The following is a 25278-nucleotide window of genomic DNA, read 5'->3' on the forward strand; positions in this document are numbered from 1 at the left end:
GCGCCGCGTTTGCCATACTCGAGTTGATCGTCCACCCGCCGGAAACCGCTGCGACATTGAGAACGACATCTTTGGAAGCGCCGCTACGCGACCGGTCACTGGTCAAGACTGTCGAGGTTGACTTGTCTGAGATCCGCCTCGTCGTTCACGAAGAACGTGGAACGACAATCGAAGCTATCAAGAGATTGAAACACGAGAGATCCTATTACTGACAGTGAGCATGACCGCGGGAGCGCTCATGCTGCGGCCATCAGGATGCGGGTGCGGCTATTTCCGACGTCCGCACGTGGAGTAGTGGAAAGGCTCCATGTTCGACCCAGAGATGAATTTCACGCCGAGCGCTGGCTTAGCAGGCGTCCTATAAATATGTCGCGAAGACCTCCCGCGCGGCGTCAAAAAGCGAGGGCGTTTCTGATGTACCGCGAACCGCAAAAGAGAAAGACTCGGTAGATGTACCTCGCCGCTGAAAATCTGGCTGCCCGACGCGCCGGCGATCTAATTTTCGTTAATGCTTCGTTTCGTTTGACGCGAGGCGAAGCCCTGATCCTAACCGGCCACAATGGCTCGGGGAAATCCACTTTGCTGCGCGTGGTCGCAGGCTTTCTGCTACCCGAGAAGGGCTCAGTTAAATTCAGCGATTCACAAGGCAGGACTGACCGGCGACCGAGCGAGGTCTGCCACTATCTCGGCCACCGAAATGCAATGAAGAATGAACTTACGGTCGCTGAGAATCTCCGTTTTTGGCGCTCGTTTCTGGACGATGGCTCGCAAGCTCCGACGGCCTCGATCGAAGATGCTGCGGAGGCAGTTGGCCTTGGCAGCATCACCCATCTTCCCTTTGGTTATCTTTCCGCGGGCCAGCAACGTCGGTTCGCCTTCGCCAAGCTTCTCGTCGCACATCGGCCGATCTGGATACTCGATGAGCCAACGGCAGCGCTCGATACCAATGCGGACAGACTTTTCACCGCGCTTATTGGCGAACATCAAAAGAATGGCGGCATCGTGCTCGCCGCGACCCATCAATCGCTCGGGCTCCGCAACGTGAAGGAACTACACATGAAGTGCTTTGCTGGCGTGGAAACGGAGGTTTGGGGAGCATGACCGCCCTATTTCTGCGGGACCTGAAACTTTCGGTTCGAGCGGGGGGCGGAGCGCTGATCGGCATATTGTTCTTTCTCACGATCGTCGCTGTGGTCCCCTTTGGCGTCGGGCCGGATCTCAACCTGCTTTCCCGGATCGGGCCGGCCATCGTGTGGATTAGCGCGCTGCTTGCCGCGCTGCTTGGGCTCGATCGGTTGTTTCAAGCGGAAAGAGATGACGGATCGCTCGATCTCATGTTGATGCACGAGACACCACTGGTGATCACCGTCTTCGTCAAATGCCTCGCACACTGGACCGCGAGCGGCCTGCCGCTCGCGCTTGCCGCCCCATTGCTCGGCGTCTTCATGAACATGACTGAGACGGCGATCGGCGTTACTATGCTGACGCTCCTCGTCGGCTCGCCGGCGATCACTTTCATCGGCGCGGTCGGCGCGGCTGTCGCCGTGGCGCTTCCACGCGGTGGCCTTTTGGTTTCAATTCTCGTGCTGCCGCTGACGATCCCGATCCTGATCTTCGGTGTAAGCGCCACCTATGCGGCGGTGCACAAGCCGACTCCATTTCTACCGCCTTTCCTGATGTTGATCGCTCTGACGCTTTTCTTCGCGGTGATCGGCCCGGCGGCGACCGCGTTGGCGCTCAGGAACACCTCGGATTGAACGGCCTTTCAATTGTAGCAATCGGCACATCGAAGTAAGGAGCAGGCATGAGCGAAGCGAGCCTTGCCATCAGCAGATTCAGCGATCTCGCCAACCCGACGCGATTCCTCGCGCTTGCGGAGCGCGTCATCCCCTGGGTGTCCGGCATCACCGTCCTCTGTTTCATCTCAGGTCTCTACTTGTGTTTTTCGACTGAAGGCGATTATCAGCAAGGCGAGACCGTCCGCATCATGTACATCCACGTGCCGTCGGCTTGGCTTGCCATGATGTGCTACACGGTCATGAGCGTCTCGGCGATCGGTACGCTGGTCTGGCGCCATCCGCTGGCTGACGTCTCCTCGAGGTCCGCAGCTCCCCTCGGTGCCACTTTCACGGTCGTTGCGCTTGTCACCGGTTCGCTCTGGGGCAAACCGATGTGGGGCACCTGGTGGGTCTGGGACGCGCGGCTGACATCCATGTTCATCCTCCTTCTGATGTATCTCGGCCTGATGGCGCTCAATCGCGCGATGGATGATCCGTCAAAGGCGGCGCGCGTGACGGCTGTGTTAATCGTCGTGGGATTCGTCAACATCCCGATCATCAAGTTCTCGGTCGATTGGTGGAACACGCTGCACCAATCGGCCAGCGTTGTACGCCTCGATGGGCCAGCAATAGATACAGAGTTTTTGCGTCCGCTCGCCGTCATGGCAGTCGCGTTCACCCTTCTGTTTTTCACGCTGCACATCATGGCCATGCGCAACGAGATCTGGCGCCGCCGTATTGCTTCACAGCGCCGAATGGCGGCGCGTATGGTCGGCCGGGAGGAATAATGATGGGCTCTCACGCTTGGTACGTCTATGGATCTTATGGCTTTGCTGCCGTTGTGACGGTTGCGGTAACACTCTGGACGTGGTCCGACGGACGTGCCTGCCAGAAGGAATTGGCAGCGCTCGACGCTTCGGGCATCCGCCGCCGTTCCGCACGACCGAAGGACGGCGTATGAGCGAGCCTCTACTGGGGAATGGACCGAAGCGCCGAAGCGTCAGACGCTATGCGCTCGCGATGATTCCGTTGACCGTCTTCGGCGGCATCGCCGTGACTGCGGCGAAAATGCTCTACGACCAGCATTTCCACGGCAAGAACCTCGCCGAAATCCCCTCCGCCCTGATTGGAACGAAGGCGCCGCCGCTCAAGTTGCCGCCGCTCGAGGGTTCTACCCGGCCCGCACTGACGGACGAAGTGGTCAAAGGCAAGCTGACGCTGGTCAACTTCTTCGCGTCCTGGTGCATCCCTTGCCGGCAAGAGCATCCGATCCTGACGAAACTAGCCCACGATGGACGGCTCAATATTGTTGCGATCAACTACAAGGACAGCAAAGAGCATGCGCTGCGCTTCCTCGACGAACTCGGCAATCCGTATCATGCCATCGGTGTTGATCCGAACGGCAAGGCGGCGATCGACTGGGGTATGTACGGCATTCCGGAGAGCTATCTTGTCGCTCCCGACGGCACCATCGTCTACAAGCGCGTAGGTCCGTTCGACGATCTCAGCCTCAAGGAGGGATTGTTTCCGGCGGTGGAGAAAGCAGGATTCTCGGTCAGCCTGAGTCTAATCAATCATCCGCCCGGAATCGTCGACCGAAACACGTCCTCGCAAAGATAGAGATGGTGGAAGAGAGCCGCAGTTGCATGCACGCCGGCGACCCAGAATATAGCATGCCGAGGCTAACGTGTATCGCCTCCTCAGTTGATGCGCCGGTGCAATCTTGGGGGCGATGTCGCATCGGGAGAGTGATGGGAGCCCCGAGCACCGCCATTGCTGCAATCGCGACGAGGAACCAATAAGCGCGAGCCGGACGAGCTTCGCGGCTACAGCCATCCATCGCCGCATCGGTCTCTCCGCAGACGTGCTGTCGACCAGCCACCATAGCAGCATCAGAACAACAAGAACGAACGTGAGCACCCCGAGCATCTCGAGAATCCTACGGCGCCACCCCCTTTTACCTATGACGAACCCATTGCCAGGAGTCCACAATGGTTCTCCAAGCATCGGTTAAGCCTGAACATAAGCTTCAGTCTACTCGTAATCAGCGAGCAGCGCTTCCTCCTCTGCGGTCAGAGCCCTGTCGGTCGGCTTGCGGCTGTGCCGCCGCGCATAGAAGACAATCACCAAGCCGCCAAGGACGAAGAGCGCCCCCGGCGTACCCCAGAGCAACCACGTCTTTTCACTGAAAGGTGGGTTCAGCAACACGAATTCGCCGTAGCGGGAGACGATGTAGTTCATCACCTGTTCGTCGCTGCCGCCGTTCGTGATTCGCTCGCGCACCAGAAGCCTGAGATCCTTCGCCAGATCGGCGTTGGAATCGTCGATCGACTGGTTCTGGCAGACCATACAGCGCAGCTCCGCCGAAAGCGCGCGAGCGCGGGCTTCCAGCGCCGGATCAGGCAGGACCTCGTCCGGATTGACGGCAAGGGCGGGAAGCGGTGAAAGAAACAAGCCGAGCAGGATGAGCAGCTGCAAACTCACTCTCCCCGAGGAGCGGAGCGAAGAGACGGCTTGAATGACACGCGAAAGGCCATCTAAGGCGCGCTCCCTCATCATCCGACCCTTTAGATAAACTTCCCCCGGCGCGGATGAAGAGGACCGTAAACGCAGCCCGCTCATTCCGCCGGCTCCATTGTTGGAGCAGGGGATTTCGCCGGCTGAGCCTTGCGCCTCGGTGCACCGACACGCAGGCGCCGGTCGCTCAGCGAGACGAAACCGCCCGCCGCCATCATCAGCGCGCCGCTCCAGATGAAGACGATGCAGGGCTTCCACCAGATACGTACGGCAATGCCGCCGTCCTTGGTCGGATCGCCGAGCGAGATATAGAGCTGGTTCGGGAAAAAGGTGAGAATCCCGGCCTCGGTCGTTGCCCTGCCGCTAGCTGTGAAGACGCGCTTGGCCGAGGAAACAATGGCGACTGCAACACCGCCTCGACTCACGGAGAAGCTCCCGCGATCCTCGGTGTAGTTCGAGCCGATACCCGGCCGCATGCCGTCGAAGCGGACCGTATAGCCGCCTATATCTGCCGTGCCGCCCGGCTTCATCCCGGCGATACTCTCTGCTTGGAACATAGTCACCGCGACGATGCCGAGAACGGTGACACCCAGTCCGGCGTGTGCGAGCGCGGTGCCGAAGGCGGAGCGTTGTAGACCCAAAAGCCTGCGCCAAGCGACGACCGCATTCATCTCGCCAATCCCGGCACGGTACCAGAGGTCGGCAGCGGCGCCGAGTACAAGGAAAAGCCCCGCCGCGAAACCGAAGACGGCCAACACAGGTCCGCCGTTCTGAACATAGAAAAAGATCACCGCTACAAGAAAGGAAATCCCGCCTACGACATAGAGCCGCTGCAACGCAGCGAGCGGGTCGCCGCGCTTCCATGCGAGTAGCGGCCCGAAGGGCACAATGACAAGGATCGGCGCCATCAGCAGACCGAAAGTCAGGTTGAAGAACGGTGGGCCGACAGTGATCTTGTCACCCGTCAGCGTCTCTAACACCAGCGGATAGAGCGTGCCTATCAGCACCGTGCCGCAGGCGACCGTCAGCACGAGATTGTTGAGAACCAGCGCGCCCTCGCGAGAGATCGGCGCGAAGAGGCCGCCCGCACTGAGCAGTGGCGCGCGGACAGCGAAGAGCGATAGCGCGCCGCCGATGAAGATCAGCAGGATGCAAAGGATGAAGACACCGCGGCTCGGGTCGCTCGCGAAGGCGTGCACCGAAGTCAGCACGCCCGAGCGCACCAAGAAAGTGCCGAGCAGCGACAGTGAGAAGGTCAGGATGGCGAGCAATACGGTCCAGATTTTCAGCGCCCCGCGCTTCTCCATGACAAGAGCCGAATGCAAAAGCGCTGTGCCGGCTAACCAAGGCATGAAGGAGGCGTTCTCGACAGGATCCCAGAACCACCACCCGCCCCAGCCGAGCTCGTAATAGGCCCAGTAGGAGCCCATGGCGATGCCGAGCGTCAGAAATGTCCAAGCGGCAAGCGTCCAGGGCCGCACCCAGCGCGCCCAAGCGGCGTCGATGCCTCCTTCGAGTAACGCGGCAACGGCGAAGGAGAAGGAGACGGAAAAGCCGACATAGCCGAGATAGAGCAGCGGAGGGTGGATCGCGAGCCCGACGTCCTGCAGTACCGGGTTGAGATCCCGTCCCTCGAGCGGCGCCGGATCAAGGCGGATGAAGGGATTAGAAGTCAATAGGATGTACCCTAGGAAGGCAACTGCGATCCAGGCCTGCACGCCGAGCACGTTGGCCTTCAGTGTGTCCGGCAGATTTCGCCCGAACACGGCGACCAGCGTGCTGAACAGCGACAGAATCAGCAGCCAGAGCATCATCGAGCCTTCGTGATTGCTCCAGACGCCAGAAAATTTGTAGACCAGCGGCACCAAGGAATGCGAATTCTCCCAGACGTTCTCGACCGAGAAATCCGAGACGACGTACGCATGTGTCAGCGCCGCGAAGGAAACGGTGACAAGGGCAAAGAGCAGGACGGAACCGATCGATCCGACATCCATCAATGCCCGATCTAGGCGTCGGGCGCCGATCACAGGTACGACCGATAGGATGATTGCGGTCGCGAGCGCCAGTACGAGCGTGGAATGGCCAATCTCGATTATCATTGCGCCGCTTTCGCCTCCTGGCCCTTCGGTTCCTGACCCTTCGCTCCGCCTTGCGTAGCAAGTCCCTTGCCCTCCTCCTTCCAAAGTCCTTCGACCTTCAGCTTGTCGGCCACCGCCTTCGGCATATATGTCTCGTCATGTTTGGCAAGCACGATGTCGGCAAAGAATAGGCTGCTCCCCGCCTCGAAGATTCCCTCCGTGACGACGCCCTGCCCCTCGCGGAAGAGGTCTGGCAAGACGCCTTGATAACGGACGTTGACGAACTCTCCGTTCAGATCGGTTACGGCAAAACGGACGACGGCTCCCTCATCGCGAACGATGCTGCCTTCGCTAACGAGACCGCCCAATCGGATGCGAGTGCCCGCGGGAATCGGATTTTTGGCGAGGTCAACCGGCATATAGAAATAGGTGATGGACCTGCTGAAGGCGAACATGACGAGCAGCACCGCGCCGATGACGAAGCTCATACCGCCGAAAAGCACCGTCAGGCGTTTCTCTTTGAGCGTCATTCCGTCAGTCCTTCCGTCTGGATGCCGAGTTTCTCGGCCAGTGACTGCAGCTGTTTGCTCTCGTCGCCGCTTGCTGGGAACGCTGCGAGCCCCCGCTTCAGCGCATCCGCCGCACGATGCTTGTCATTCAATACTGCGTAAGAGCGGACCAGTCGGCTCCACCCCTCGAAATCGTCGGGATTTTGGTCGAGCTTAGCATTAAGGCGTTGCACCATATCGCGAATGAATTGTCGCCGATCGTCACTGCTCATGCTGTCGGCAGCCGCCATGTCCTCCGCCGTTGGCGCAACCGATGTTGTCGGTCGAGGTGCCGGCCCAATAGCGGTGCCGCCATTCCTTGCGATATGCTCATTGACCAGCGGCAGCCATTCGGCGCCCGCAGGCAACTCTTTGGCCAAGGCTTCGAAATCAGCGCGTGCATCGTCGGGCCGACCGGCCTGCTCCTTGCTCAGTGCGATGTAGAAACGCGCGCGCGGATTGCTTGGTTCGACTGACAACGATTGCTCCAAGATCGTGCGTGCATCTTCGGTCACCACGCCTCCGGCAATCGCAATCAGCTCTTCGGCAAGACCGTCGATCCGAGCAGGGCTCGGCCTCAACGGCCGGCCCGGAGCATCTCCGCCATCAGTGACTACCTGCTTCGCATTTGCAACGACGGCAGTGACGTCCATACCCAGGGTACCGGCCTGATGCTCAAACGGATGGGACGGCAGATCAGGCCGACCGATCGAGCTGTAGAGAAGGAAAGCCGCGCTAAGAGAGACTAAGATCGATGCGCGGGTCCACGGGTGCGACGTCGAAAAGTGTCCGCACGGCCGGCTACTCTCCTTTGCCGCCAAGAGCCGCTGAGCTATCTCAGTCCGGACATATGCGGCCTGTTCATCGCTAAACAAGCCCGTTAGACGATCACGTTCAAGCTCCTTTAGTTGATCATGATAGACGACAAGCTCTACATTGTGGCTGCCGTCAACAGACCTCGGACGGCGCCTGAGGGGATAGAGTAAGATCAATCCGGCTGCCATGGTCACCAGCATGATGACGATTTTTATCAGCACGCTGCCCATACCCTCATCTTCAGTCGCGAACGCACGCTGGCGCCTTCCTTCTCAAATTATCTCGATCCGAGATCACGCAACACGGCGAGCAAGCGCGCAGTGCGACCAGAGTGAATTCAGTGCTTCAACCAACTGTTCGATATCAGCGTCAGAATGCAGCGGCGTCGGCGTGATCCGCAGGCGTTCGGTGTTTTTCGGAACTGTTGGGTAATTGATCGGCTGGAGATAGATGCCGAAATCGTCGAGCAACAAATCTGAGATCCATTTGCACTTGGCGGCATCACCAACCATGACAGGTACGATATGACTCGGATTCGGCGTGTGCGGTATACCACGCTGGTCGAGCAAACTGCGTACTTGGCGTACTCGCTCCCGCTGACGAGCGCGCTCGAACTTGCTTCCTTGAAGATGACGGATCGCTTCCAGCGAACCTGCAGCAAGCGCCGGCGGTAAGGCGGTGGTAAAGATGAACCCCGAAGCGAACGAGCGGACGAAGTCGCAGAGCGGCTTGGAAGCGGCGATATAACCGCCCATCACGCCAAAGGCTTTGCCGAGGGTGCCTTCGATCACTGTAATCCGGTCCATCAGGCCTTCCCGCTCGGCAATGCCGCCGCCTCGCGGACCGTACATGCCGACGGCATGCACTTCGTCAAGATAAGTCATCGCGCCGTATTTGTCGGCGATGTCACAGATCCCCCTGATGGGCGCGATGTCACCGTCCATCGAATAGATCGATTCGAAGGCGATCAGCTTGGGTGCATTTGGGTCAGCTGCGGCCAGCTTGGCCTCGAGATCGCGCACGTCATTGTGGTTCCAGATCATCCTCTCGCATTTGGCATGGCGGATGCCTTCGATCATCGAGGCATGATTCAGCGCGTCGGAAAAGATGATCAGCCCTGGGATTTTGGCGCCGATCGTTCCTAGCGTTGCCCAGTTCGAAACGTAGCCGGATGTGAAGATGAGTGCCGCTTCCTTACCGTGAAGGTCGGCGAGCGCCTGCTCCAGCAGAACATGATAGTGGTTCGTTCCAGAAATATTCCGCGTACCCCCGGCGCCCGCGCCACATTGATCGACGGCATTCTTCATCGCTTCGATAACCTTCGGATGCTGGCCCATACCTAGGTAATCGTTCGAACACCAGACCGTGACCTCCTTCGTGCTATCGCCCTTCAGCCGTCTCGCTCTCGGGAAATGACCGCAATTGCGAACCAGCTCCGCAAATACCCGATAACGGCCTTCTGAATGCAGCCTGTCGAGCTCGCATTTGAAAATGGCATCAAACTCTTTCATCACTCGATCCGCTGTTAGATGCTTAGCATTAGGCGTTGTCTCAAAATGAGAGCAGCGCACACGACGCGGGACACAAGCGCTCGTTTGAGCGTCACGATCGCGCTTGTCGCATCGTGAAACGACGTTTTCCAATACGCCATGAGTATGATTTCCATAGAGATGGGGAATAGTACTGCCCCGGTCCTCACCCGCTCCAGAGCGGTACATAGTCACGATCATAAATTTCAACTCCTGGACGATGCTCAAACAGCATCCGGGAGCTTGGCCAACTTGCAAAAGGCTTACCGCGTATGTTCCATACTTTTCGTGAACCGGCTGCACACGATGAATGATTAGGACTGCAACTTGGAGATCGCGGTGAAACTATAGGCGCGGCGTCTTAGAATACTCGCCGCACGAAGGATGCAACAACTGGAGTACCTTGGTTCATCGCGATCGTCCGAACTCCTAGCGGGAGGGTCATGATGAGCAAGCGACGAACATGTTTTCATCCGAGGTACGCGCCCGCGCGGTTCGGCTCAAGCTGGATCAGGCCAGGGTAGCACCCATAGGCGTTTAGGCAGTGCGAGCATCGATTGATAGCGACGTTCTCGAGGAGGCTCGCGCAGGTGCCGCCCAAGCGCTCGTTTTCTGCGGCGGAAGCAACGGATGGTTGGTTGTGGAATGATCGCTTGCAGTAAGGATGCAACGAGTTGTTGCAGAACACGCCAAGCGCCAGGTGTCGTCAGGCGGCCTTCATCCAGGGGGGGAGTCCTCGAAGTCGCGGGCAAGCGGCTCGAACAGCAGGATGATCAAGAGATGGGCCAGCAGGTAGGGCTTGGCGGAGCGCGGATCGCTTCCAGGTGGCGTCTTGAGACCAATCAGACTCTTCAGTCGCTTGAAGCCAAGTTCGATGCGCCATCGCAGTCGATAGAGCGCGAGTACATCCTTGGTGGAGAACTCGTCCCATGCGAGCGACGTGGCCAGAATGACCCAATCCGCGGCTTCCAGAGTTTCTTTGGAGATGACGCGGTTTTCGTCTTGTGCGTCTCGCCGGGCTTTACGACGCGAAGCCGCGACTGCACCAGCGGGCTTCTTGACTGCGACCAGACGCATAGCCAGAGGCGCACCGCCCTTGCGTTTGATCCAAATCCTCCGATCGATCAGTCCGTGCGCCTTCGCCGCACGCAATTGGGCCATCAGATCGAACGGGAGGCCTTTGGCATCAAGCCAACGTGCGCTCTTTCAGCCCGCTCGGATCAAAACGTCTGCCCCGGCGTCGCGGACAGCGGCGATGCGGTCAGGTTGCAGATAAGCGCGGTCAGCAATGCGGATCTCGTTCTTGACCACCGGTATCCGGTCAAACGTTTCGCCCTCTTGCTGATCTGTCAGCTCGAAGTGACCAAAGCGCTCATATGGCAGATCGAACGCACTATGAACGCGCCAAAGCTCACTGCTCCTGCGCGCAGCCGGTCCTGCCTGAGGCACTGTCGTCGCATCGATAATGCGGATCAGGCGGCCTCGGCTCGCCTTCGGGGCTGCCGCAGCGAGCAAGCCCTCCACCAGCACTGCAAACCAATCGCCACATTGACGCAGGCGAAAGAACAACGCCACGCTGCTAAGGTCGGCAAGGCCAACAGAAGCGGCCCACGCGGCTGTCGATCCCAACCCTCTTTCACCCAGACAATAAGCTAGCATCAGCCGAAGTAACGACACCGCATCTGGAATTTGGCGCCGCCGCACGAAAGCCTTCGTCTGGCGCGCACTTATGTCAAGCTGCGCAGCCCCGCCGAGTTGTGTAACCACTCTCGTCCAGTCTCGTTCAAAAGCGATTCGTCTGCCATCCACCTTGGAATCACGTGTGGTTCCAACACTCAAGAATAAACTTAACGCCTATGGGGTAGCACCTGGGCACTGAGGGGAGGCGCCCTCGATTGCGGCAAAGATCGGCTGCACTCTGCAGACACTGCGTTAGTCGGTCAGAAGCGCCGAAATCGATAGCAGGTACCGAGCTAGCGTTCCTACTGACGTGGCCGAGAAGCTGAATGACCTCGAGCGGGAGAATCACGATAGAGCCATTGAGATCCTGCGAAAAGCACGACGCCTACATTTTGCTATAGCGGAGCTCGATCACCAGTCCAAACGAGGATTCCTTCACCTTTGGCACGTATGGGGTCGATTGGTTTGCTTCCCGATAGCCAAGTGATTTCAGGGAAGATGTCGTCGGTCGTTAATACTGTTGGAAGTGTGAGAAAGCGGGGTTGAATGACTCTCGTCCGCCAAAAATACCCGACACCTGTACCTTATTAAGCAAAGGAGCGTGGCGTGGTTCCCTATGATCCATGAGGCGTTGAGCGCGTTGTGTAACGTCTCTTCCGTTCCGAACAAGTTACGATTAGGCTTATGGCGTTTCAGCGCCAGTCTTCGAAAAAGCCGCCGCCCGCCTGTTCTCTCACGTGCGCGCCCGCCAAATGACCGAGTGCCGTTGTATCGCGGCGATTGCCTTCAATCGTTGTCCGATATTCGATCCTCCCATCAGGCGTGACGATCAGACCGGAGAAGCGGATTCGGTCGCCTTCGCAAATGGCATAGCCCGCTATCGGCGTGCGGCACGAGCCGTCCAGAGCGGCCAGAAAAGCGCGCTCGCAGGATACGGTATCGAACGTCACCGGATCATTGACGGCCGCCAAGAGGTCGTCAACCCGGGCGTCGCCGATCCGGCTTTCGAGTCCTATGGCTCCCTGAGCAGGGGCAGGCGGAAAGTCTTCGGGTCCGAGAAGCTCGGTGATGATGCCTACCTTCCCGAGCCGCTTCAACCCTGCGACTGCTAGCAGTGTAGCGTCAACCTGACCGTCCTCTAATTTGCGCAGTCGGGTATCGACCAGCCCCCGAAATGTAATCACGTTGATGTCGGGCCGCAAACGGCGGATCAATGCTTGCCGACGCAACGAAGAGGAGCCGATGGTCGCGCCCTTCGGCAACTCTACCAGCTTGCGGGCGGCTCGCCCAATGAAAGCGTCGCGGATATCCTCGCGCGGCAGATACGCCGACAGATGGAGACCCTCCGGAAGACTCGCCGGCATGTCCTTGACCGAATGAACAGCAAAATCAAGGTCACTGACGATCAGCTTCGCTTCAAGCTCCTCTGTAAAGAGCCCCTTGCCGCCGATGTCGGCAAGTGACCGGCCTGCAATACGGTCCCCGCGCGTCGTCAGCACGATGACCTCAAACATTTCCGCGGGAAGGCCATGCGCCGACATTAACCGATCGCGTGCCTCATGCGCCTGTGCGAGGGCAAGCGGACTGCCGCGCGTACCGATACGGAAAGGTTTTGCTTGCATCGGCCTTAGTTCAAATCGGTACGAATATTCTCGTAGACGGATTCAGATTCCTACCGGATGTTTAGATTCCCACCGGATGCTTAGCTCGCGACTATCGATCGCGCGGTCCTGTTTCAAACGGCACGCGACTTGATACGCCTTCTAAGTAATCTCGAGCCATGTGGTCGAGCTCCGTTGGAATGTTTCGCCAGGCGCCACAAGCGGTGCATGGCGAGGCTCGTCCTTCCGATGCCGCTCGTTTTCACCATCCGCAGACCCAGGCCTTGGGCACCGACCATTTCTCTAGGCACGTCATCAAGGCGGTGGCGCCAGCGAACGGGTATGCCAACCGCCTGATGCGAGCTGCGCCGCGCGGTGGCGCCTGTGTGCTTATGAACACCCAATGCAGGTCTTCTACCCTCCAAGCAGTCGCGGTCATCAACTCGGCGAGCGGAAATACTATTGGTTATGTCCCCGAACATCCATTCGTCATGTTCACAGGCTCGATGGTCTCCTTCGAGAACTCATTCATTGGTGAAACCCACCACTGGGCAATTCACAAGGTTCTCGGTCGTTCTAACCGGCCCTCCGATAGGACTTACCAACACGCCAGCTTGGCTCTTCGCTGTAATGTCGTCACCGTCAGTGATCAGCCTCCTTTGATTCTTTTCGATTGTCTCTTTGGACCACTGGGCTAGTTGAACATCCCACATCGGCGAATATCCAGCACTGATCTCCTTGAAATGCGCAAGGATATCGAGTGAATGGCCCTCTCCATTGAGCGCACTGTTAAGCCCCTGGCGCTCTGGGTCCTTGGGACCGGTCCTACCATTCACGATTGTGTAGATGATCTCTGTCGCCCCGCTTTGGAGGATGTCGCTTTCGGCAGGCGCAAAGGTAGATGACTCGATTACTGCTGATTCCTCGGAGTTGGCGTCGAAGCTGAGGTACCGCAGGTGCCTGCCGTCCGCAAATCCAAAGCGCAGCTTCAAGTCGACTGTGCCATTGTCAGGGCAGATGCTTGCCACCGAGTCAAGTACAACCGAGTAATTGGGGTTGCCGCCGCAGAATGAGATTTTCTCCGGTCCGACGTTGAAGGCGATCATGGGGGCATTGAAAACAATGTCATTGCGGTTCGTCACCCGAACCAACGGGCTGTAGTGCGCATCTCCAACAGACCCGGCCCGCGCCAACCTAGGCGGGTAGAAATTTGGCGACTGTCCCGCTTTCAACGTTTGAACTGGCGAGAAATCAACTCGACCCGATTCAAAGGTGAAGTTATCTGACTCATCCATTTCGGCAACTCGCGTACTCGCGACGTCTTTCGCCTTACTGAGACTCGGCGCCCATGTGAGGCCCATTCTCTTGGAAGTGGCGAAGTCGCTTACGTCGGTAAGAACGAACCAAACTGTCTCTCCGGAGGAAAGGCGACCGCGATGAAGCGGCAATCTAACCACTTCTCTTGCAAGGTCGACTTGACCCGAGGTGAGAAACAACTTCGTGATTCTCTTTTCGGTCGATCTATCCGCCGCCGTACTTCCCTCAGTCACAACAAACGACAAGAGAAGAACGATTGCCGGTCTGTAAATGCATTTCCCAACGGGTTTGCTAGATCTCATATTCGCTCCGATCATTCATTTCATATCTGCCGTGGCCGACTCACCATCTTCGGCGATTTGCGCAACTACTTCTTCGTCTGAGATAACCGTAGAGATAGTGCCAACAATACACCCATTCTTGAAACTCTCTGGTAGCTCGAGATCACCAGCGTCGTGGTATCTCGGAAGAGACCACCTGGTCGGATGCCCGTCATCCAGGGAGGACTCGGTGCTTGCTGCTCGAATGCCGCCGCTGCAATCGCATCGACACAAGAACGCCAGAAAGTATTAGCCGACACTGCGCGATTCACGATTGTTGCTCCGGTCAAACCGCGATTGCTCGCGGCAACGATGAGTGTGACTTCCTCTGCCTAGCACGGCGGAGTTTAGCCCAAGTGGCCGCCGTCCCGAAAATCGAATGCGGGCATTGAATCGATGCACATTTGGAATACGGATCCCAGAACGTTCGGTGGTGTATCAAGAACCCGATATCTGCATCAGGGCTCCTCGTGCCCCAGTCTGCGACAAAACCCTTCATCGACGTCCTCACCGGCCAGCAGCAGGTCATTCCGCCGGTCTGGATGATGCGGCAGGCCGGCCGTTACTTGCCGGAATATCGCGAGGTGCGCACCAAGGCTGGCGGCTTCCTCGATCTCTACTTCAACCCAGAGCTTGCCGCCGAGGTGACGCTGCAACCGATCCGGAGGTTCGGCTTCGATCCGGCGATCATCTTCTCCGACATCCTGGTGATCCCCTATGCGCTCGGACGTTCCGTGCGCTTCGAGGTCGGCGAGGGTCCGCGGCTCGAACCGCTGGATGATCCCGCCAAGGTCGCGACACTGGCCAAGCAAGCCGATTTCGGCAAGCTCGAGCCGGTGTTCGAGGCCCTCAAGATCGTGCGCGGGCCGCTCGATCCCAAGATCGCGCTGATTGGCTTCTGGCGCTCCCTGGACGACCTACATGGTCGCCGGCCAAGGCACGCCCGACCAGGCGCCGGCGCGGATGGTGGCCTACCGGCATCCGGAGGCGTTCGCAGGTATCATCGACGTGTTGGTCGATAACTCCATCGAATATCTGCTGGCGCAGCTTGCGGCCGGCGCCGATGCCTTGCAGATCTTCGACACCTGGGCCGGCGTACTGCCACCCGCCGAGTTCGCGCGCTGGTCGGTCGAGCCGATCCGGCGGATCGTCGAAGGGGTGCGCGCCAAGATGTCGGACGCGAAGATCATCAGCTTTCCGCGTGGTGCCGGCGCGCAACTTCCAAGCGACCGGTGTCAACGCGGTCAGCATCGACTGGACGGCGGAGCGAGGCTTCATCCGCGAGCGCGTGCAGAGCAAGGTCGCGGTTCAGGGCAATCTCGATCCGCTGGTGCTGATCACAGGCGGCACCGCGCTCGACCGCGCGGTCGACAACACGCTGGCGAATTTCGCGCAGGGGCGGTTCATCTTCAATCTCGGCCACGGCATCCAGCCGGAGACGCCGATCGCCCACGTCGAGCGGATACTGACGCGGGTGCGCAGGTGAAGAGCATTTCGCCTCGCGGTCATCCCTCGCGCGCGCCGCCTTTGGCGGATCATTCAGCATGAGAACCCATGTGCAACGAGTCCCGACCTCCCGGTGAGGAGCGCTGCCAAGATGGCGTTTCGATCCATGAAGCCGAGGAAAACGAGAGCACTCTACGGAGATCTCGAAAACGACCGCTGCATCTCGCTTTTGGCATTCGCGTTCGACGGCGAGCACGGCTCGACAAACAGCTGGGTGTCGCACCATTGACATGCCTTCCAGCGCAAGCGATGCGGGCTCACCGGCCCAGTTGGGTACGCTCATGGATTGGCCACGAACCTTCCCGAGTCGTATAGGAGACCGGCTGAGAGCAAACTGAGCAGGAATGCAATGCTAACTAGTATTCTGAAACTGACATCTCATTATGAGCTCGAGCTCGCCGACGAACCGCCGTCTCCGTAACTTAGCTTGACGCCGCCAGCATTTATGCCACAATCCTGCCGCGCTGCCGTTGCGCTCTTCAATTGCGTCGCGCCGTCCAATAGCCCGAACATACCCCAGACCCTGAGTGCCCGTTCCAAGTCCCCTGCCCGGACGTCGCGAAGAGCTTGCCCGCGCCCGAGGCATATTTATCGTGGACGGTCACCGAAGCCCGAACCGCACCGGATTTTGCGACGTGACCTTGAAATCTAACGAGGTTGGGATGCGTGACAATTCCGTTAGTTACATCAACAGTGAACCCGTAAGTGGAATCGCAGGCTCCTCTTTGCGTTACGAAGAGGAGGTCCCAGGAGCCGTCGTACGCCGAGCGGCCGTATGCTGCCGGTGCCACGGCAATGAGGTAGCTTGTTGCCGCGATTAGAAGCGAACGCTTTGCCAAGATAGCTCTCCTAGTTGAACTGAAGCAATGTCTTCGAACCTGGTGCCCGCCTCGGTTAATCGCCATCAAGAGCCAACAATTCTCGCAAGCGTCGGTAGATGAGAAACCGTTCGTACTTCACCCGTGCGAATTAGTTGGATGATGTCGTCAGCGCCGGAGAACCGGAAATGCTCTTTGGCTATTCATCCGATAACCATCTAGTATAGAGACGAATTCACACGCGCTCGCATGCCTGCCGCACTTGGCGCATGGCACCGCGAATGTCATTCCGCCCGAGATTTGCTATCCCCAAGCTTTGGATAGCCGTCCAAGATTCACAACCGACTAACATCGCAATCCACTTCATTCTCGGCATTCACTCGGTATGCCGGGCCGACGATGGATGCTGCAAACGTTGAAACCGATCCATGACACGCGGCAGACGCCTGGCGTTCAGACCCGATCCATGACCAGAGCGTCAGAGCGTCCTGCGCACATCGTATTGCACCATCATCGGCCGGCATGTCTTGGGCCTGTTCAAGTCGTTTCCCAGTGATGGGCGAGTGCGACCTGACACCGCTCAAGCGAGCGTACGTGATGACCAACGAAGAGCCCCGCAGGAGCCGCGAACTCGAGTGGCGGCACACCGCATTGCGGCACATCACGATAGGGTGCGCTTCTCTGTAGTCGCTTAGCTGGCGTATGGCAGCCGCCGAGAGATCCCCGCCAACGCAACATCCGATCCAACAGTTGCGAACTTGGGGAAGCTAGCCGGATTGATCCCTTGTTGATAGACAGTTCGCGCGCTGGATTGAATAACTGATCGCTCCTCCAAAAGTCAGCCGCCGAGGATGATATCTTCCACCAGAGTCGAATTCACCGAGGGCACCTGCGCGCCGTTGGAGGCACGTTTGATCGAGATGCGGGTCTGGTTGAATGCGTTCTCGATGCCGGCGCCGGTGCTGAAGTTTTTCAGGAGCTCGGAGACCAGCACACTGTTCCGGCCAGTGGAGTCATCCGCCACTTTTCCGGGCGAGGCCGAGGTCAGGATCAGTGCCTTGTCGGCGTCCGCGATGGGTGCAAGGCCATGCGAGTACGCGCGGAAGCGGCGCTCGTAGGGGTTGCGGCGAGAGGCGTCCAACACCACGAGCTTGGCGCGGGCGCCGCTTTCCTTCGTATCGGAAAGCAGGGATTCCACCGAAACGCCTTCGCGCTCGAGGTCGCGCTCGCGCCAAATGCGGGCGTCGATGGGAATCATGTAGGTCTGGCCGCCGGCCTGCACGCCGTAACCGCCGAAGAACAGCATCACCACAGCGTCCTTTTTGATCCTCGACTTCAATCGGGCTATGGCGTACTCCATATCGTCCTTGCTGGCGTCCTCAAGGAGGTCGACGTCGAAGCCGTTGCGGCGCAGCGTGCAGGTTAGCACACGAGCGTCGTTGATCGGTTGCACCAGGGGATCGGAGGCGTCAGGATAATGGCCGTTGCCAATGACAAGGGCCAAACGGGCGGGCTTGGTGATGCCGTCGGATGGCTCGGCTCTCATGGTCTTGGCAGCGTTTTGCGCGCGCCTGTTCAGCGCGGCATGCGCTCCGATAGCGAGCGACAGCACGCCGAGAAGGCCGCCCACCAGTGCGACGGAGCGAGAGGACATGCCAAGGTGCTTAAATTTCATCATTGTCATTCCTGCGTCATCGCCAACGGCACGCGGTTGGATGGGCAAACGGATTGAGGTTTGAGAGCTGGCCGGAACGGCGCCCGCGAAGTCCCTGAGCGCCATTCTCGGAGTGGTCGATACGCCTCGCCCGTATCCCTTGATCGCCGACACAGCCGCCACGACCTGCCGCCGCGCTTCCCGTTCGAAGGATGATTGTCCGTCACTTGATGAGAATGACTGCGCGTAGTCGACCAGGGAAATCACTTCTCGCCATCGAGTTGATAGACGACCGTTATTGCCGCGAGCCGTGTGATCACTTAGCGAGGAAGGCCACCAGCCGCGTTCGTGACGCTTCTAAGCTCGTTGGGTCACTTGACAATCAACTCCCGCGCGCGGAAGGCGCGACTCTTCACTCATGAAACAGTAGCGGGCATCGCCTCGATGGGAATGTGAGTGGTTTCGCCTGATGGCAGTCCGCTTACATGTTACCGGCCTGGGTGCGTTATCGGAGAGGCGGCCCGCTCCTCGCAGGCAGACGTCAGAGCAGCAGCCACCTCTACGTGCACCGTCGGCACTTCACAGCCACCCTGCACGCGTGGGAATGGAAATAATAACAATTGGATATTTCCCAATGGCACACCGCCAGCTTAGGACAGCCAGACTACTGGGCGCCCAAATCTCTGGCACCGTGCCGTGGGCGTTCATAATTGCTGCGACGGGCTTAAGATCGGAGCTAGACAATCGGTTTACATAGCATTTCCTCTCGCCACCACGCCGGGGCACGGGCCTTCCATTGGCTGACCGTCATGCTGGTTCTTGCGGCCTATGTGCTGAGCAAGAGCGATCCGTCTTCGCTTTATTCAGCCGCCGCGGACGGGCTCCGCAGGATTCACGAACTGCTCGGGCTGCTCGTCTTCGTTGTCGCTGTTCTGATGCTGCTATGGCGGCTGGTTGACAGCCCGTCCGCGAAGCAGCCGATGCAGCGATGGATGACCGCGGCCGCGAAGCTCGTCCGCCTCGCGCTTTATTCGCTCCTCGTCGCGATTCCAGCAACGGCGGTGCTCGGCACCTGGCTCGAGGGGCTTCCCATCACTCTCCCTGGATGCGACATCGCTCCCAGACTCGCGGAGGCGCACCGACTAGGGCAGATGACCATGGCATTACACGTCACCCTCGGCAATGTTATCCTCTGGATCGCCGTCGCGCATGCCGCTGCGGCTCTCTTCCACCATTTCTATCTTCGCGACGACGTCCTTCAGTCGATGGTTTCGGGCGGATGATCGATTACAGCCTGTTGAGGATCGGGATTCCAAGTCGTGATCCACGCTCTAGGCAAACAATGCGTACTTCCAGACGGCCACTAAAGCTTCCCTCGCACCGGTTACGAACGAACTCATTTGCGATCGATCACGTCTGCAACCCGATATTGGATTCGGTTCAGTTGCGAATCCCGGACTTTGCTTGTGACACGCAAACATGCATTTGCTCCGACGCATCGAAGTCGAGCATCGAGATCAACTCACCCAAAGGCATTCGGGAAGGTCTCTATTCCGGATGCACAATACATATCGCTCAGCACCGCGGTCGAACTCATTCATCTAAACCTTCCATAGACGGTAGCGGCTCGGGACATCGCTTCGACGGACTCGGTATAGCGGATCTCCACTAGCCGCTCGGCTAATCCGTGGTCACAGATCTCGTCGAAAATGTCGGATGCGTCGCTTGGCAGACCCTTACTGTGCGTCTTTTACTCCGAGACGGCATGGATATTGGTGTGCTGCGGCGTAAGGCTCGGTCTCCGAACGAAAGGCGGTGCCGACGTGGATGCCCTCGGGTCTAGCGGGGAATTGAACGCCGAAACGGCGAACACCCTTGACACGACAATCACGGTCGTAGCCCTCGTCGCTGCAAGCACTTCAACAGAGTCGAATGTCCGTGAGAGCCGCAGCACTTCGGTCGAACCTTACGGATGCTGTGACGTCGTCCGCAGACTGTCAGACCGAAGCGAAACGCGTCCGATGAATATCAGATCGAAGAGAACTTCGCCCCCGACTGTAACCATGACAAGAACGACGCGCAGGTCCGGGCTACTTTGGACGATTGTGAACGCGGGTCAGAACAAGAGCCGCACACAATCGATAGGACGGCCGCTATTGCTCCGGTCGGCTGCTAGGAGTTGGCACCGCTTAGGATGAGCAACCGGGGCGTTCGTATAGAAAGGAATTCTACCCCAAGCGCTTGCCTGAACCCCACGCTTGGACCGTTGGTCTGAAGCTTCTAATGGACGCGGGCCTGCAGATTGGAATGAAAACGATAACAATCGGGAAGTTCTTACGGGGGGCAGACGGGAATATTCTCCCGATGAAACTCATTCAAGAAAAGTCGGTGGTAGCCCGGGGCTGGCGCGCTCCGGTTCATTGACAAACTCTCTGTTTAAGTTGCGCCACGCCACCTCTGATCCAAATCACAAAAAGGAGTTCAACAATGAAGGTTGCGGAAACTGCCGGCGGGTGTGTCGCGGTACTCATGCTTGCCTGCGCAGTGGCGGAGCCGGGCCATGCTCAGGACGCTGAACACGGAAAGGCCGTCTTCAAAGCCTGTGCGACATGCCATGCAACGGACCACGTCAATCGTGTCGGACCAGGGCTGGGAAAGGTTGTCGGTAGGACGGCGGGTACGGTTCCAGGCTTCCGCTATAGTAACGCCATGAAGAATTCCGGAGTCATTTGGGACGCGAAGACTCTCGATGCTTATCTGGAAGAACCGCAGAAGGTCGTTCCAGGAAACAGTATGCCCTACGGGGGGCTGAAGGATGCGACGGACCGGACCGACCTCGTCGCCTATCTCGCAACCTTGAAGTAGCGGCTCCTTACGCGAGGCATCATCGAGACGCCAATCCGACAGCACCTATAGGAAACGATGGACAGGCTTGTTGTTCATTCCAGCGGCTGCGCCAAGACGTCCTTCGGCGGCGGCTATCAGTACGTCCTGAAGGCCATCGACCGATATGCATAGCATTGCTGAGAGAACAGTGGAAATAACGTCTTGCCGTGTGCATGATGATCTCGGCTGGAGAGCGGTGATGAACCGCGCCCGGTTTGCCGGAGGTGATTTGGTTTAAGTCATGCCGCCATCCGCGATTGTTCCCGCCTGGCGCAGTGGTGTTGCTCGGTATCGAGCGTCGCGATGTTGCCGATGGCTCTAGATCCGCCGTTGTTGAATGGTCCACTCATTCCGGCGTCGCGAGCTCGACGGCGCCCTAGTCCTCAGTGAGGGATCACCTAGGTCTTTTTAGAGGCCCCTGCCGGAGCGTCGTCGTGAGAGTGTCCACAGAAGATTCGATACCGACTTCAGCGAGACGCTCGTTGTATTTGCGTATTGGCTGCCTCCGTCGCTGTGAACGCACGACCCTACCACCATGCACCGCCGGCGATAGTGCAGTGCCTGTTTCAACGCATCGAGAACGAGGCGTGCGCGCCGTGCGCGAGACCTGCCACCCACAACGAAACGTAAAACCGAGCCTGTGCAACTTCGTCGCCGATGGCGGCTCTGATCTTTGCCGCGGATACCCCTTGCAAGCCGATGTCCCGCATCAATCTCGACACCGTGCAACGGGCAACATAGTGTCTTCGCGCTGAGATGTGCTCAGGCGCGATGCACGCCCAAGCTCGGACGTTCTCATCTCGAACACGCACCGACTCTTGATCTTCAAGGCTGCATCCTGCCCGGCTCGCGCGAAGAGCTCGGCAGGATCGCGCCGCTTGACCACGTCAGAGTGGTAGGTCGAGGGGACGATAGGCAAGACCTTGCAGATCGACTCGACCCCATACGTCTCACGATGATCGCCGATGAAGGTAATCATTGGATGGCGGTCGAGTTCCGCCAAGGCAAAAGATAGCGCTGCTTTCCGCAGGATCTGACTCGCCTGCCGAAGCTCGCGATTCCGCCGCTCCAGCACACCTCCAGCTTCTCGACCAGTCGATCGAAACGCCAGCGATCCAGACTTCGGCCGGTCACTTGTTCTTACTCGTCATGAGCTCCGCACCCAGGAGTTGGAGCGTCCGGCAACCCGGGGCGGTTTAGTCTGTGATTTCGTTTGTCTCAATCGTGAGGTGACGCCCTATCCAAGTCCCGCTATCGGCTCGCGCACCAATGACAGCCAAACTAAGGAATCAAATTGTGAGTGCCGTAACACCAGAACACATTGTGCAAGTTGGTTTTGGCTTCTGAGCATCCAAAACGCTCTTGAGTGCGGTTGAGCTGGGCGTGTTCAGCGCCTTGGCCAACGCACCCGCCGACCTGCCGACGCTTCAAAGAAAGCTTGGGCTGCATAAGCGCTCAGCTCCTGACTTCCTCGATGGCCTGGTGGCACTCAAGCTGCTGCAGCGCGAGAACGGCATTTACCGCAGTGCTGTGGACACGGACTTGTTTCTCGATAGAGCCTGGCCATCCTATGTCGGAGGTATCTTGGAGATGGCAAACGACCGGCTCTATGGGATTTAGGGATCGCTCACGGAAGCGGTGCGCAGCGGTGAGCCGAAGAATGAGACAAAAGGGGGAGGAGAGGACATCTTTGCGGCATTGTATGCCGATCCCGGACAGTTGCAGGGGTTTCTAAGCGCGATGAGTGGATTAAGCGCGGGCGCGGCTCACGCCACCATTGCCCGCGCCTACCGGTGAGACCATGGTGTATGGTGGGCACTTCGCCCCTCTCGAGGTGGAGGCAGGCTCAAGCCTCACAAGCTCACCTGCATCTCTACGGCTTTTTCGATGTCGTTCCAGCGCGCCATCCGGTAGAACTGCTCTAGAGCCTATCGTTCTCTGATTGAATCACAATCCCTAGCTCTTTCGCCGCGCTCTCACACATTGTCGCGGTCGGGAGGCTACACTTATTGAACTGCTGGCGCAGTGCGGCTTTCAGGCTCCCTGCTCACGGCGGCGAAATGCCGTCGACGAACTCGACATCGTCGAGCATCCACAATTTCACGACCGGCTACGAATCTCAGGACTCTCATCGCGCAGGAATCGGCCATACCTGAGCGGCACGGTCAGAAGCGGACGCTTGTCCCACCTGTGCTATGTATGCCGGTCACTGCGGCCTCGGTCACTTCCAGATGGCCAATGCAAGGTTCTCCAGATGGACGACGAAATCTGGACTTGATCACGTCCTTGAGCCGGTCGATGCTACGGCACGTAGCCGTGCGCATCGATCCGAAGACGTCGTCGCTATCGAAATAAGCCTCTTCGTTCAGAAGCAGCCTTCCACTGGAAATAGATCTGGCGATCCAGTGCTCGAGGCGTTGAGCTGGCCGAAGTTTCCCTGACCCTGCGCAGAACGTCGGTGTCTGAAGCGCCGTAGCGGAGGCCTCCACCTTAGAATAGAACGATGACGATCTGGTCCTTTTAAATTGCGCAACTGGAGATACTGTCCTCGTACACGTCATCTATGTCCAGTGGCAACACGGGCTGGCCCCTCGATTACAAGGCGGACGACCTACCTACCCCTCCCCTCGATTTCGCGAGAACTCGATCGAGCAGTCGGGCCTGCCGGAGTTACCCTTCCTTTCACCTCGCCAGAACGTTCAATCGCGCCGATCTAACCGACTATCTCGTTGCCGTGGTCCCGGACGTCGTGCCATTCTCGCTAAACCTCGCCCAGAGCATTCCTGTCCCGCGTGGCCTCCCTGGTGACTCGCGTGGCGGCGTGCTGCCGCCGGCCCTCGGGGGACTACCCGCCCGAACGCTCGGCTACCCGATCGATTCTATGGCACGGCAGGAGTTGACGCATTCTCAGTGTGCTGCTTTCGCCGGAATTTCACGAAACGCAGCTCACCTCCGCCACCACGACGCCCCGAGCGGACAATTGTAGTGACAATATCTTTTTCGATGCGATGGACTTCCCACAGCCGGTTCAGCGCCCTGGCTACTTCGAGCGCTTCTCCGGCGTCCAGCAGACGATGAATCTCGCCGACGGTTCGCCAAGAATCGTCGAGTACTTTGAGGATCTTTTCATCCAGAGATCGGAAGGAGCTAGTGGACATCGACGGCATTCAAAAACACGGTGCTCGTGCCGAGAGCTGCCGCCCCGCAAACGTGAAGTTCCAGATTTCGGGGGCGCTCGCGAATCCATTCAGTGCGGACAAGTTATTCATTTTGCCCCTCCGCGGGGCTCACCTGACGTTCATTCTGACCATGATGGCAATGATGCTGTAACACAGCACGAGCGCTATTATATGTCTTCATCTTGCTTCCCTACTTTGTAGTGGGCGCAGTAGGATGGACGAACTCCCTTAGTCTAATGACCATTGGCTATGGAATTGATGCGGCACGCACGCAACCCCTTGAATAATGAATGGATGGGATCTTCCGATCTGGACGGCTGGCTCCGGTTGGACCGGCGGTTGCCGTCTCGCCGCGCATGTTCAAACACGTAATCACGATAGCCGGAACCTCTGTGCGTTCGTCGCGCCGATCCTCTGTTTACGAAACTGCCAACCGTTGTCCGTGGCACCGGTTCACTTGTGTATCGAACATCAGTGTGCGCAGTGCTTGCCGGCAAACGCCGAAGAGATGGCGTACCAACTGAGTTGATACGCACGGCGGGAGAGCCGTCGAGATTTCTCTGCATTGCGGATGCGCCATCACTCGCCAGCGCGCGTCCTCAACGCGTTTTTGATGCGACAGCTTCCCCGTTGCCACCGTTGATTTCGGACCGGACGGGACCATCAGCTGATCAGCCGCAGTGACGTTCGCGCCACTGCCGGGAGCCCAGTCTACGCGCTCTATATCATCTTGCACTTGATCATCTCTCAAGCCATGCGACAGGTCTGCGTAGAACTTGAGAGACTTCATCTTGAGCTTCGGGCTCAGTACGCCGCAGTGCGCTGTACCGATTGTGCAAGCCGCGACGGTATCCATCACCGACTAAGCCAGTGAAGGGCCATGCGGCTGCTGGCAATCCCGGCCACCGCATCAGGCGGCGCGGTGAGCGTCGATAACGGTCGTCTATCGACTCTATGGCGAGAGATGATTTCCCTAGCCGATGCTCCAAGGTCACCCTCCAAAGAGCGCACCTCAAATCCAAGGAAGAATGAATGCGAGGATATATTCGGG

At 58.5% G+C, this 25278-nt stretch carries 19 protein-coding genes, 2 pseudogenes and 1 other annotated feature; of the genes and pseudogenes, 10 read left to right on the top strand and 11 right to left on the bottom strand.

Annotated elements, in window-relative coordinates; translation table 11 throughout:
- The first annotated feature begins 450 nt into the window (after positions 1 to 450).
- The 5 genes from ccmA to EDE08_RS32950 are packed head-to-tail and all read left to right on the top strand — an operon-like array spanning position 451 to position 3398.
- Positions 451 to 1101, top strand: a complete 651-nt coding sequence (gene ccmA / locus EDE08_RS32930; RefSeq protein WP_131873399.1) for a heme ABC exporter ATP-binding protein CcmA — start codon at positions 451 to 453, stop codon at positions 1099 to 1101.
- Positions 1098 to 1757, top strand: a complete 660-nt coding sequence (gene ccmB / locus EDE08_RS32935; RefSeq protein ID WP_131873564.1) for a heme exporter protein CcmB — start codon at positions 1098 to 1100, stop codon at positions 1755 to 1757. The genes ccmA and ccmB overlap by 4 nt, the downstream gene beginning before the upstream one ends.
- A gap of 47 nt (positions 1758 to 1804) precedes the next feature.
- Entirely contained in the window at positions 1805 to 2566 is a 762-nt protein-coding gene (locus EDE08_RS32940) for a heme ABC transporter permease (RefSeq protein ID WP_131873397.1), read from the top strand.
- A 2-nt stretch (positions 2567 to 2568) separates the two neighbouring features.
- Positions 2569 to 2739 (top strand): heme exporter protein CcmD, encoded by a 171-nt coding sequence (gene ccmD / locus EDE08_RS32945; protein WP_131873562.1) that lies wholly within the window; start codon positions 2569 to 2571, stop codon positions 2737 to 2739.
- Entirely contained in the window at positions 2736 to 3398 is a 663-nt protein-coding gene (locus EDE08_RS32950) for a DsbE family thiol:disulfide interchange protein (RefSeq protein ID WP_131873395.1), read from the top strand. Before ccmD ends, EDE08_RS32950 begins: the two co-directional genes overlap by 4 nt.
- A 414-nt stretch (positions 3399 to 3812) precedes the next feature.
- On the opposite strand, the gene EDE08_RS32955 is transcribed toward EDE08_RS32950, so the two are convergent.
- From EDE08_RS32955 to EDE08_RS32995, 9 genes are all read right to left on the bottom strand, one after another.
- Positions 3813 to 4262 (bottom strand): cytochrome c-type biogenesis protein, encoded by a 450-nt coding sequence (locus tag EDE08_RS32955; RefSeq protein WP_131873560.1) that lies wholly within the window; start codon positions 4260 to 4262, stop codon positions 3813 to 3815.
- A gap of 134 nt (positions 4263 to 4396) precedes the next feature.
- Positions 4397 to 6394 carry a heme lyase CcmF/NrfE family subunit gene (locus EDE08_RS32960; protein ID WP_131873392.1) on the bottom strand — a complete coding sequence of 666 codons (1998 nt, stop codon included), beginning with the start codon at positions 6392 to 6394 and terminating at the stop codon, positions 4397 to 4399.
- Positions 6391 to 6903 carry a cytochrome c maturation protein CcmE gene (ccmE, locus tag EDE08_RS32965; RefSeq protein ID WP_131873390.1) on the bottom strand — a complete coding sequence of 171 codons (513 nt, stop codon included), beginning with the start codon at positions 6901 to 6903 and terminating at the stop codon, positions 6391 to 6393. The genes EDE08_RS32960 and ccmE overlap by 4 nt, the downstream gene beginning before the upstream one ends.
- Positions 6900 to 7958 (bottom strand): c-type cytochrome biogenesis protein CcmI, encoded by a 1059-nt coding sequence (ccmI, locus tag EDE08_RS32970; RefSeq protein ID WP_131873558.1) that lies wholly within the window; start codon positions 7956 to 7958, stop codon positions 6900 to 6902. The genes ccmE and ccmI overlap by 4 nt, the downstream gene beginning before the upstream one ends.
- Before the next feature lie 72 nt (positions 7959 to 8030).
- The gene (gene hemA, locus EDE08_RS32975; protein WP_131873388.1) at positions 8031 to 9248 is read right to left on the bottom strand and encodes a 5-aminolevulinate synthase; all 1218 of its coding nucleotides are present in this window, start codon (positions 9246 to 9248) and stop codon (positions 8031 to 8033) included.
- Between the two features lie 735 nt (positions 9249 to 9983).
- On the bottom strand, positions 9984 to 10427 hold the full coding sequence (locus EDE08_RS32980) for a transposase (RefSeq protein ID WP_131873386.1): 444 nt from the start codon (positions 10425 to 10427) through the stop codon (positions 9984 to 9986).
- A 45-nt stretch (positions 10428 to 10472) separates the two neighbouring features.
- A complete protein-coding gene (locus EDE08_RS32985; protein WP_131873384.1) occupies positions 10473 to 11033 on the bottom strand; it encodes a hypothetical protein in 561 nt (186 codons plus the stop codon).
- 605 nt (positions 11034 to 11638) lie between these two features.
- Positions 11639 to 12568 (bottom strand): hydroxymethylbilane synthase, encoded by a 930-nt coding sequence (gene hemC, locus EDE08_RS32990; protein ID WP_131873382.1) that lies wholly within the window; start codon positions 12566 to 12568, stop codon positions 11639 to 11641.
- Positions 12569 to 13071: 503 nt separating this feature from the next.
- On the bottom strand, positions 13072 to 14181 hold the full coding sequence (locus tag EDE08_RS32995; protein WP_502700660.1) for a DUF7482 domain-containing protein: 1110 nt from the start codon (positions 14179 to 14181) through the stop codon (positions 13072 to 13074).
- A gap of 473 nt (positions 14182 to 14654) precedes the next feature.
- Between EDE08_RS32995 and hemE the strand changes: the two are divergent.
- Positions 14655 to 15670, top strand: a pseudogene (gene hemE / locus EDE08_RS33000) (uroporphyrinogen decarboxylase).
- Between the two features lie 1676 nt (positions 15671 to 17346).
- On the opposite strand, the gene EDE08_RS33010 reads toward hemE, so the two are convergent.
- Positions 17347 to 18183 carry a caspase family protein gene (locus EDE08_RS33010; RefSeq protein WP_131873556.1) on the bottom strand — a complete coding sequence of 279 codons (837 nt, stop codon included), beginning with the start codon at positions 18181 to 18183 and terminating at the stop codon, positions 17347 to 17349.
- A gap of 737 nt (positions 18184 to 18920) precedes the next feature.
- On the opposite strand from EDE08_RS33010, the gene EDE08_RS33015 reads away from it, so the two are divergent.
- The 3 genes and pseudogenes from EDE08_RS33015 to EDE08_RS39280 form a co-directional block, all read left to right on the top strand.
- Positions 18921 to 19445, top strand: a complete 525-nt coding sequence (locus tag EDE08_RS33015; RefSeq protein WP_283811647.1) for a cytochrome b — start codon at positions 18921 to 18923, stop codon at positions 19443 to 19445.
- A gap of 1204 nt (positions 19446 to 20649) precedes the next feature.
- Complete coding sequence (locus tag EDE08_RS33020; RefSeq protein ID WP_131873374.1) at positions 20650 to 21027, top strand: c-type cytochrome; 378 nt, start codon at positions 20650 to 20652, stop codon at positions 21025 to 21027.
- 925 nt (positions 21028 to 21952) lie between these two features.
- Positions 21953 to 22065, bottom strand: a sequence feature (AL1L pseudoknot).
- A 342-nt stretch (positions 22066 to 22407) separates the two neighbouring features.
- A pseudogene (locus EDE08_RS39280) lies at positions 22408 to 22668 on the top strand (methyltransferase family protein); the annotation flags it as partial.
- 1259 nt (positions 22669 to 23927) lie between these two features.
- Here EDE08_RS39280 and EDE08_RS33030 read toward each other — a convergent pair.
- Complete coding sequence (locus tag EDE08_RS33030; protein ID WP_131873372.1) at positions 23928 to 24206, bottom strand: hypothetical protein; 279 nt, start codon at positions 24204 to 24206, stop codon at positions 23928 to 23930.
- Between EDE08_RS33030 and EDE08_RS33035 the strand changes: the two genes are divergently transcribed.
- Positions 24199 to 24378 (top strand): hypothetical protein, encoded by a 180-nt coding sequence (locus EDE08_RS33035; RefSeq protein WP_131873370.1) that lies wholly within the window; start codon positions 24199 to 24201, stop codon positions 24376 to 24378. The genes EDE08_RS33030 and EDE08_RS33035 overlap by 8 nt on opposite strands.
- Positions 24379 to 25278 lie beyond the last annotated feature (900 nt).

The organism is Bradyrhizobium sp. R2.2-H (genome assembly GCF_004346455.1).
Lineage (GTDB): Bacteria > Pseudomonadota > Alphaproteobacteria > Rhizobiales > Xanthobacteraceae > Bradyrhizobium > Bradyrhizobium diversitatis.

Bases quoted from the DNA above. Each gene is read 5' to 3' on its own strand.
- ccmD (WP_131873562.1), top strand. From the start codon at position 2,569: ATGGGCTCTCACGCTTGGTACGTCTATGGATCTTATGGCTTTGCTGCC.
- hemA (WP_131873388.1), bottom strand. From the start codon at position 9,248: ATGAAAGAGTTTGATGCCATTTTCAAATGCGAGCTCGACAGGCTGCAT.
- ccmA (WP_131873399.1), top strand. From the start codon at position 451: ATGTACCTCGCCGCTGAAAATCTGGCTGCCCGACGCGCCGGCGATCTA.
- EDE08_RS33010 (WP_131873556.1), bottom strand. From the start codon at position 18,183: ATGAAATTTAAGCACCTTGGCATGTCCTCTCGCTCCGTCGCACTGGTG.
- EDE08_RS33030 (WP_131873372.1), bottom strand. From the start codon at position 24,206: ATGTCCACTAGCTCCTTCCGATCTCTGGATGAAAAGATCCTCAAAGTA.
- ccmE (WP_131873390.1), bottom strand. From the start codon at position 6,903: ATGACGCTCAAAGAGAAACGCCTGACGGTGCTTTTCGGCGGTATGAGC.
- EDE08_RS32980 (WP_131873386.1), bottom strand. From the start codon at position 10,427: ATGGCCCAATTGCGTGCGGCGAAGGCGCACGGACTGATCGATCGGAGG.
- EDE08_RS33020 (WP_131873374.1), top strand. From the start codon at position 20,650: ATGAAGGTTGCGGAAACTGCCGGCGGGTGTGTCGCGGTACTCATGCTT.
- hemC (WP_131873382.1), bottom strand. From the start codon at position 12,568: ATGCAAGCAAAACCTTTCCGTATCGGTACGCGCGGCAGTCCGCTTGCC.
- EDE08_RS32960 (WP_131873392.1), bottom strand. From the start codon at position 6,394: ATGATAATCGAGATTGGCCATTCCACGCTCGTACTGGCGCTCGCGACC.
- EDE08_RS32940 (WP_131873397.1), top strand. From the start codon at position 1,805: ATGAGCGAAGCGAGCCTTGCCATCAGCAGATTCAGCGATCTCGCCAAC.
- ccmB (WP_131873564.1), top strand. From the start codon at position 1,098: ATGACCGCCCTATTTCTGCGGGACCTGAAACTTTCGGTTCGAGCGGGG.
- EDE08_RS32950 (WP_131873395.1), top strand. From the start codon at position 2,736: ATGAGCGAGCCTCTACTGGGGAATGGACCGAAGCGCCGAAGCGTCAGA.
- EDE08_RS32995 (WP_502700660.1), bottom strand. From the start codon at position 14,181: ATGATCGGAGCGAATATGAGATCTAGCAAACCCGTTGGGAAATGCATT.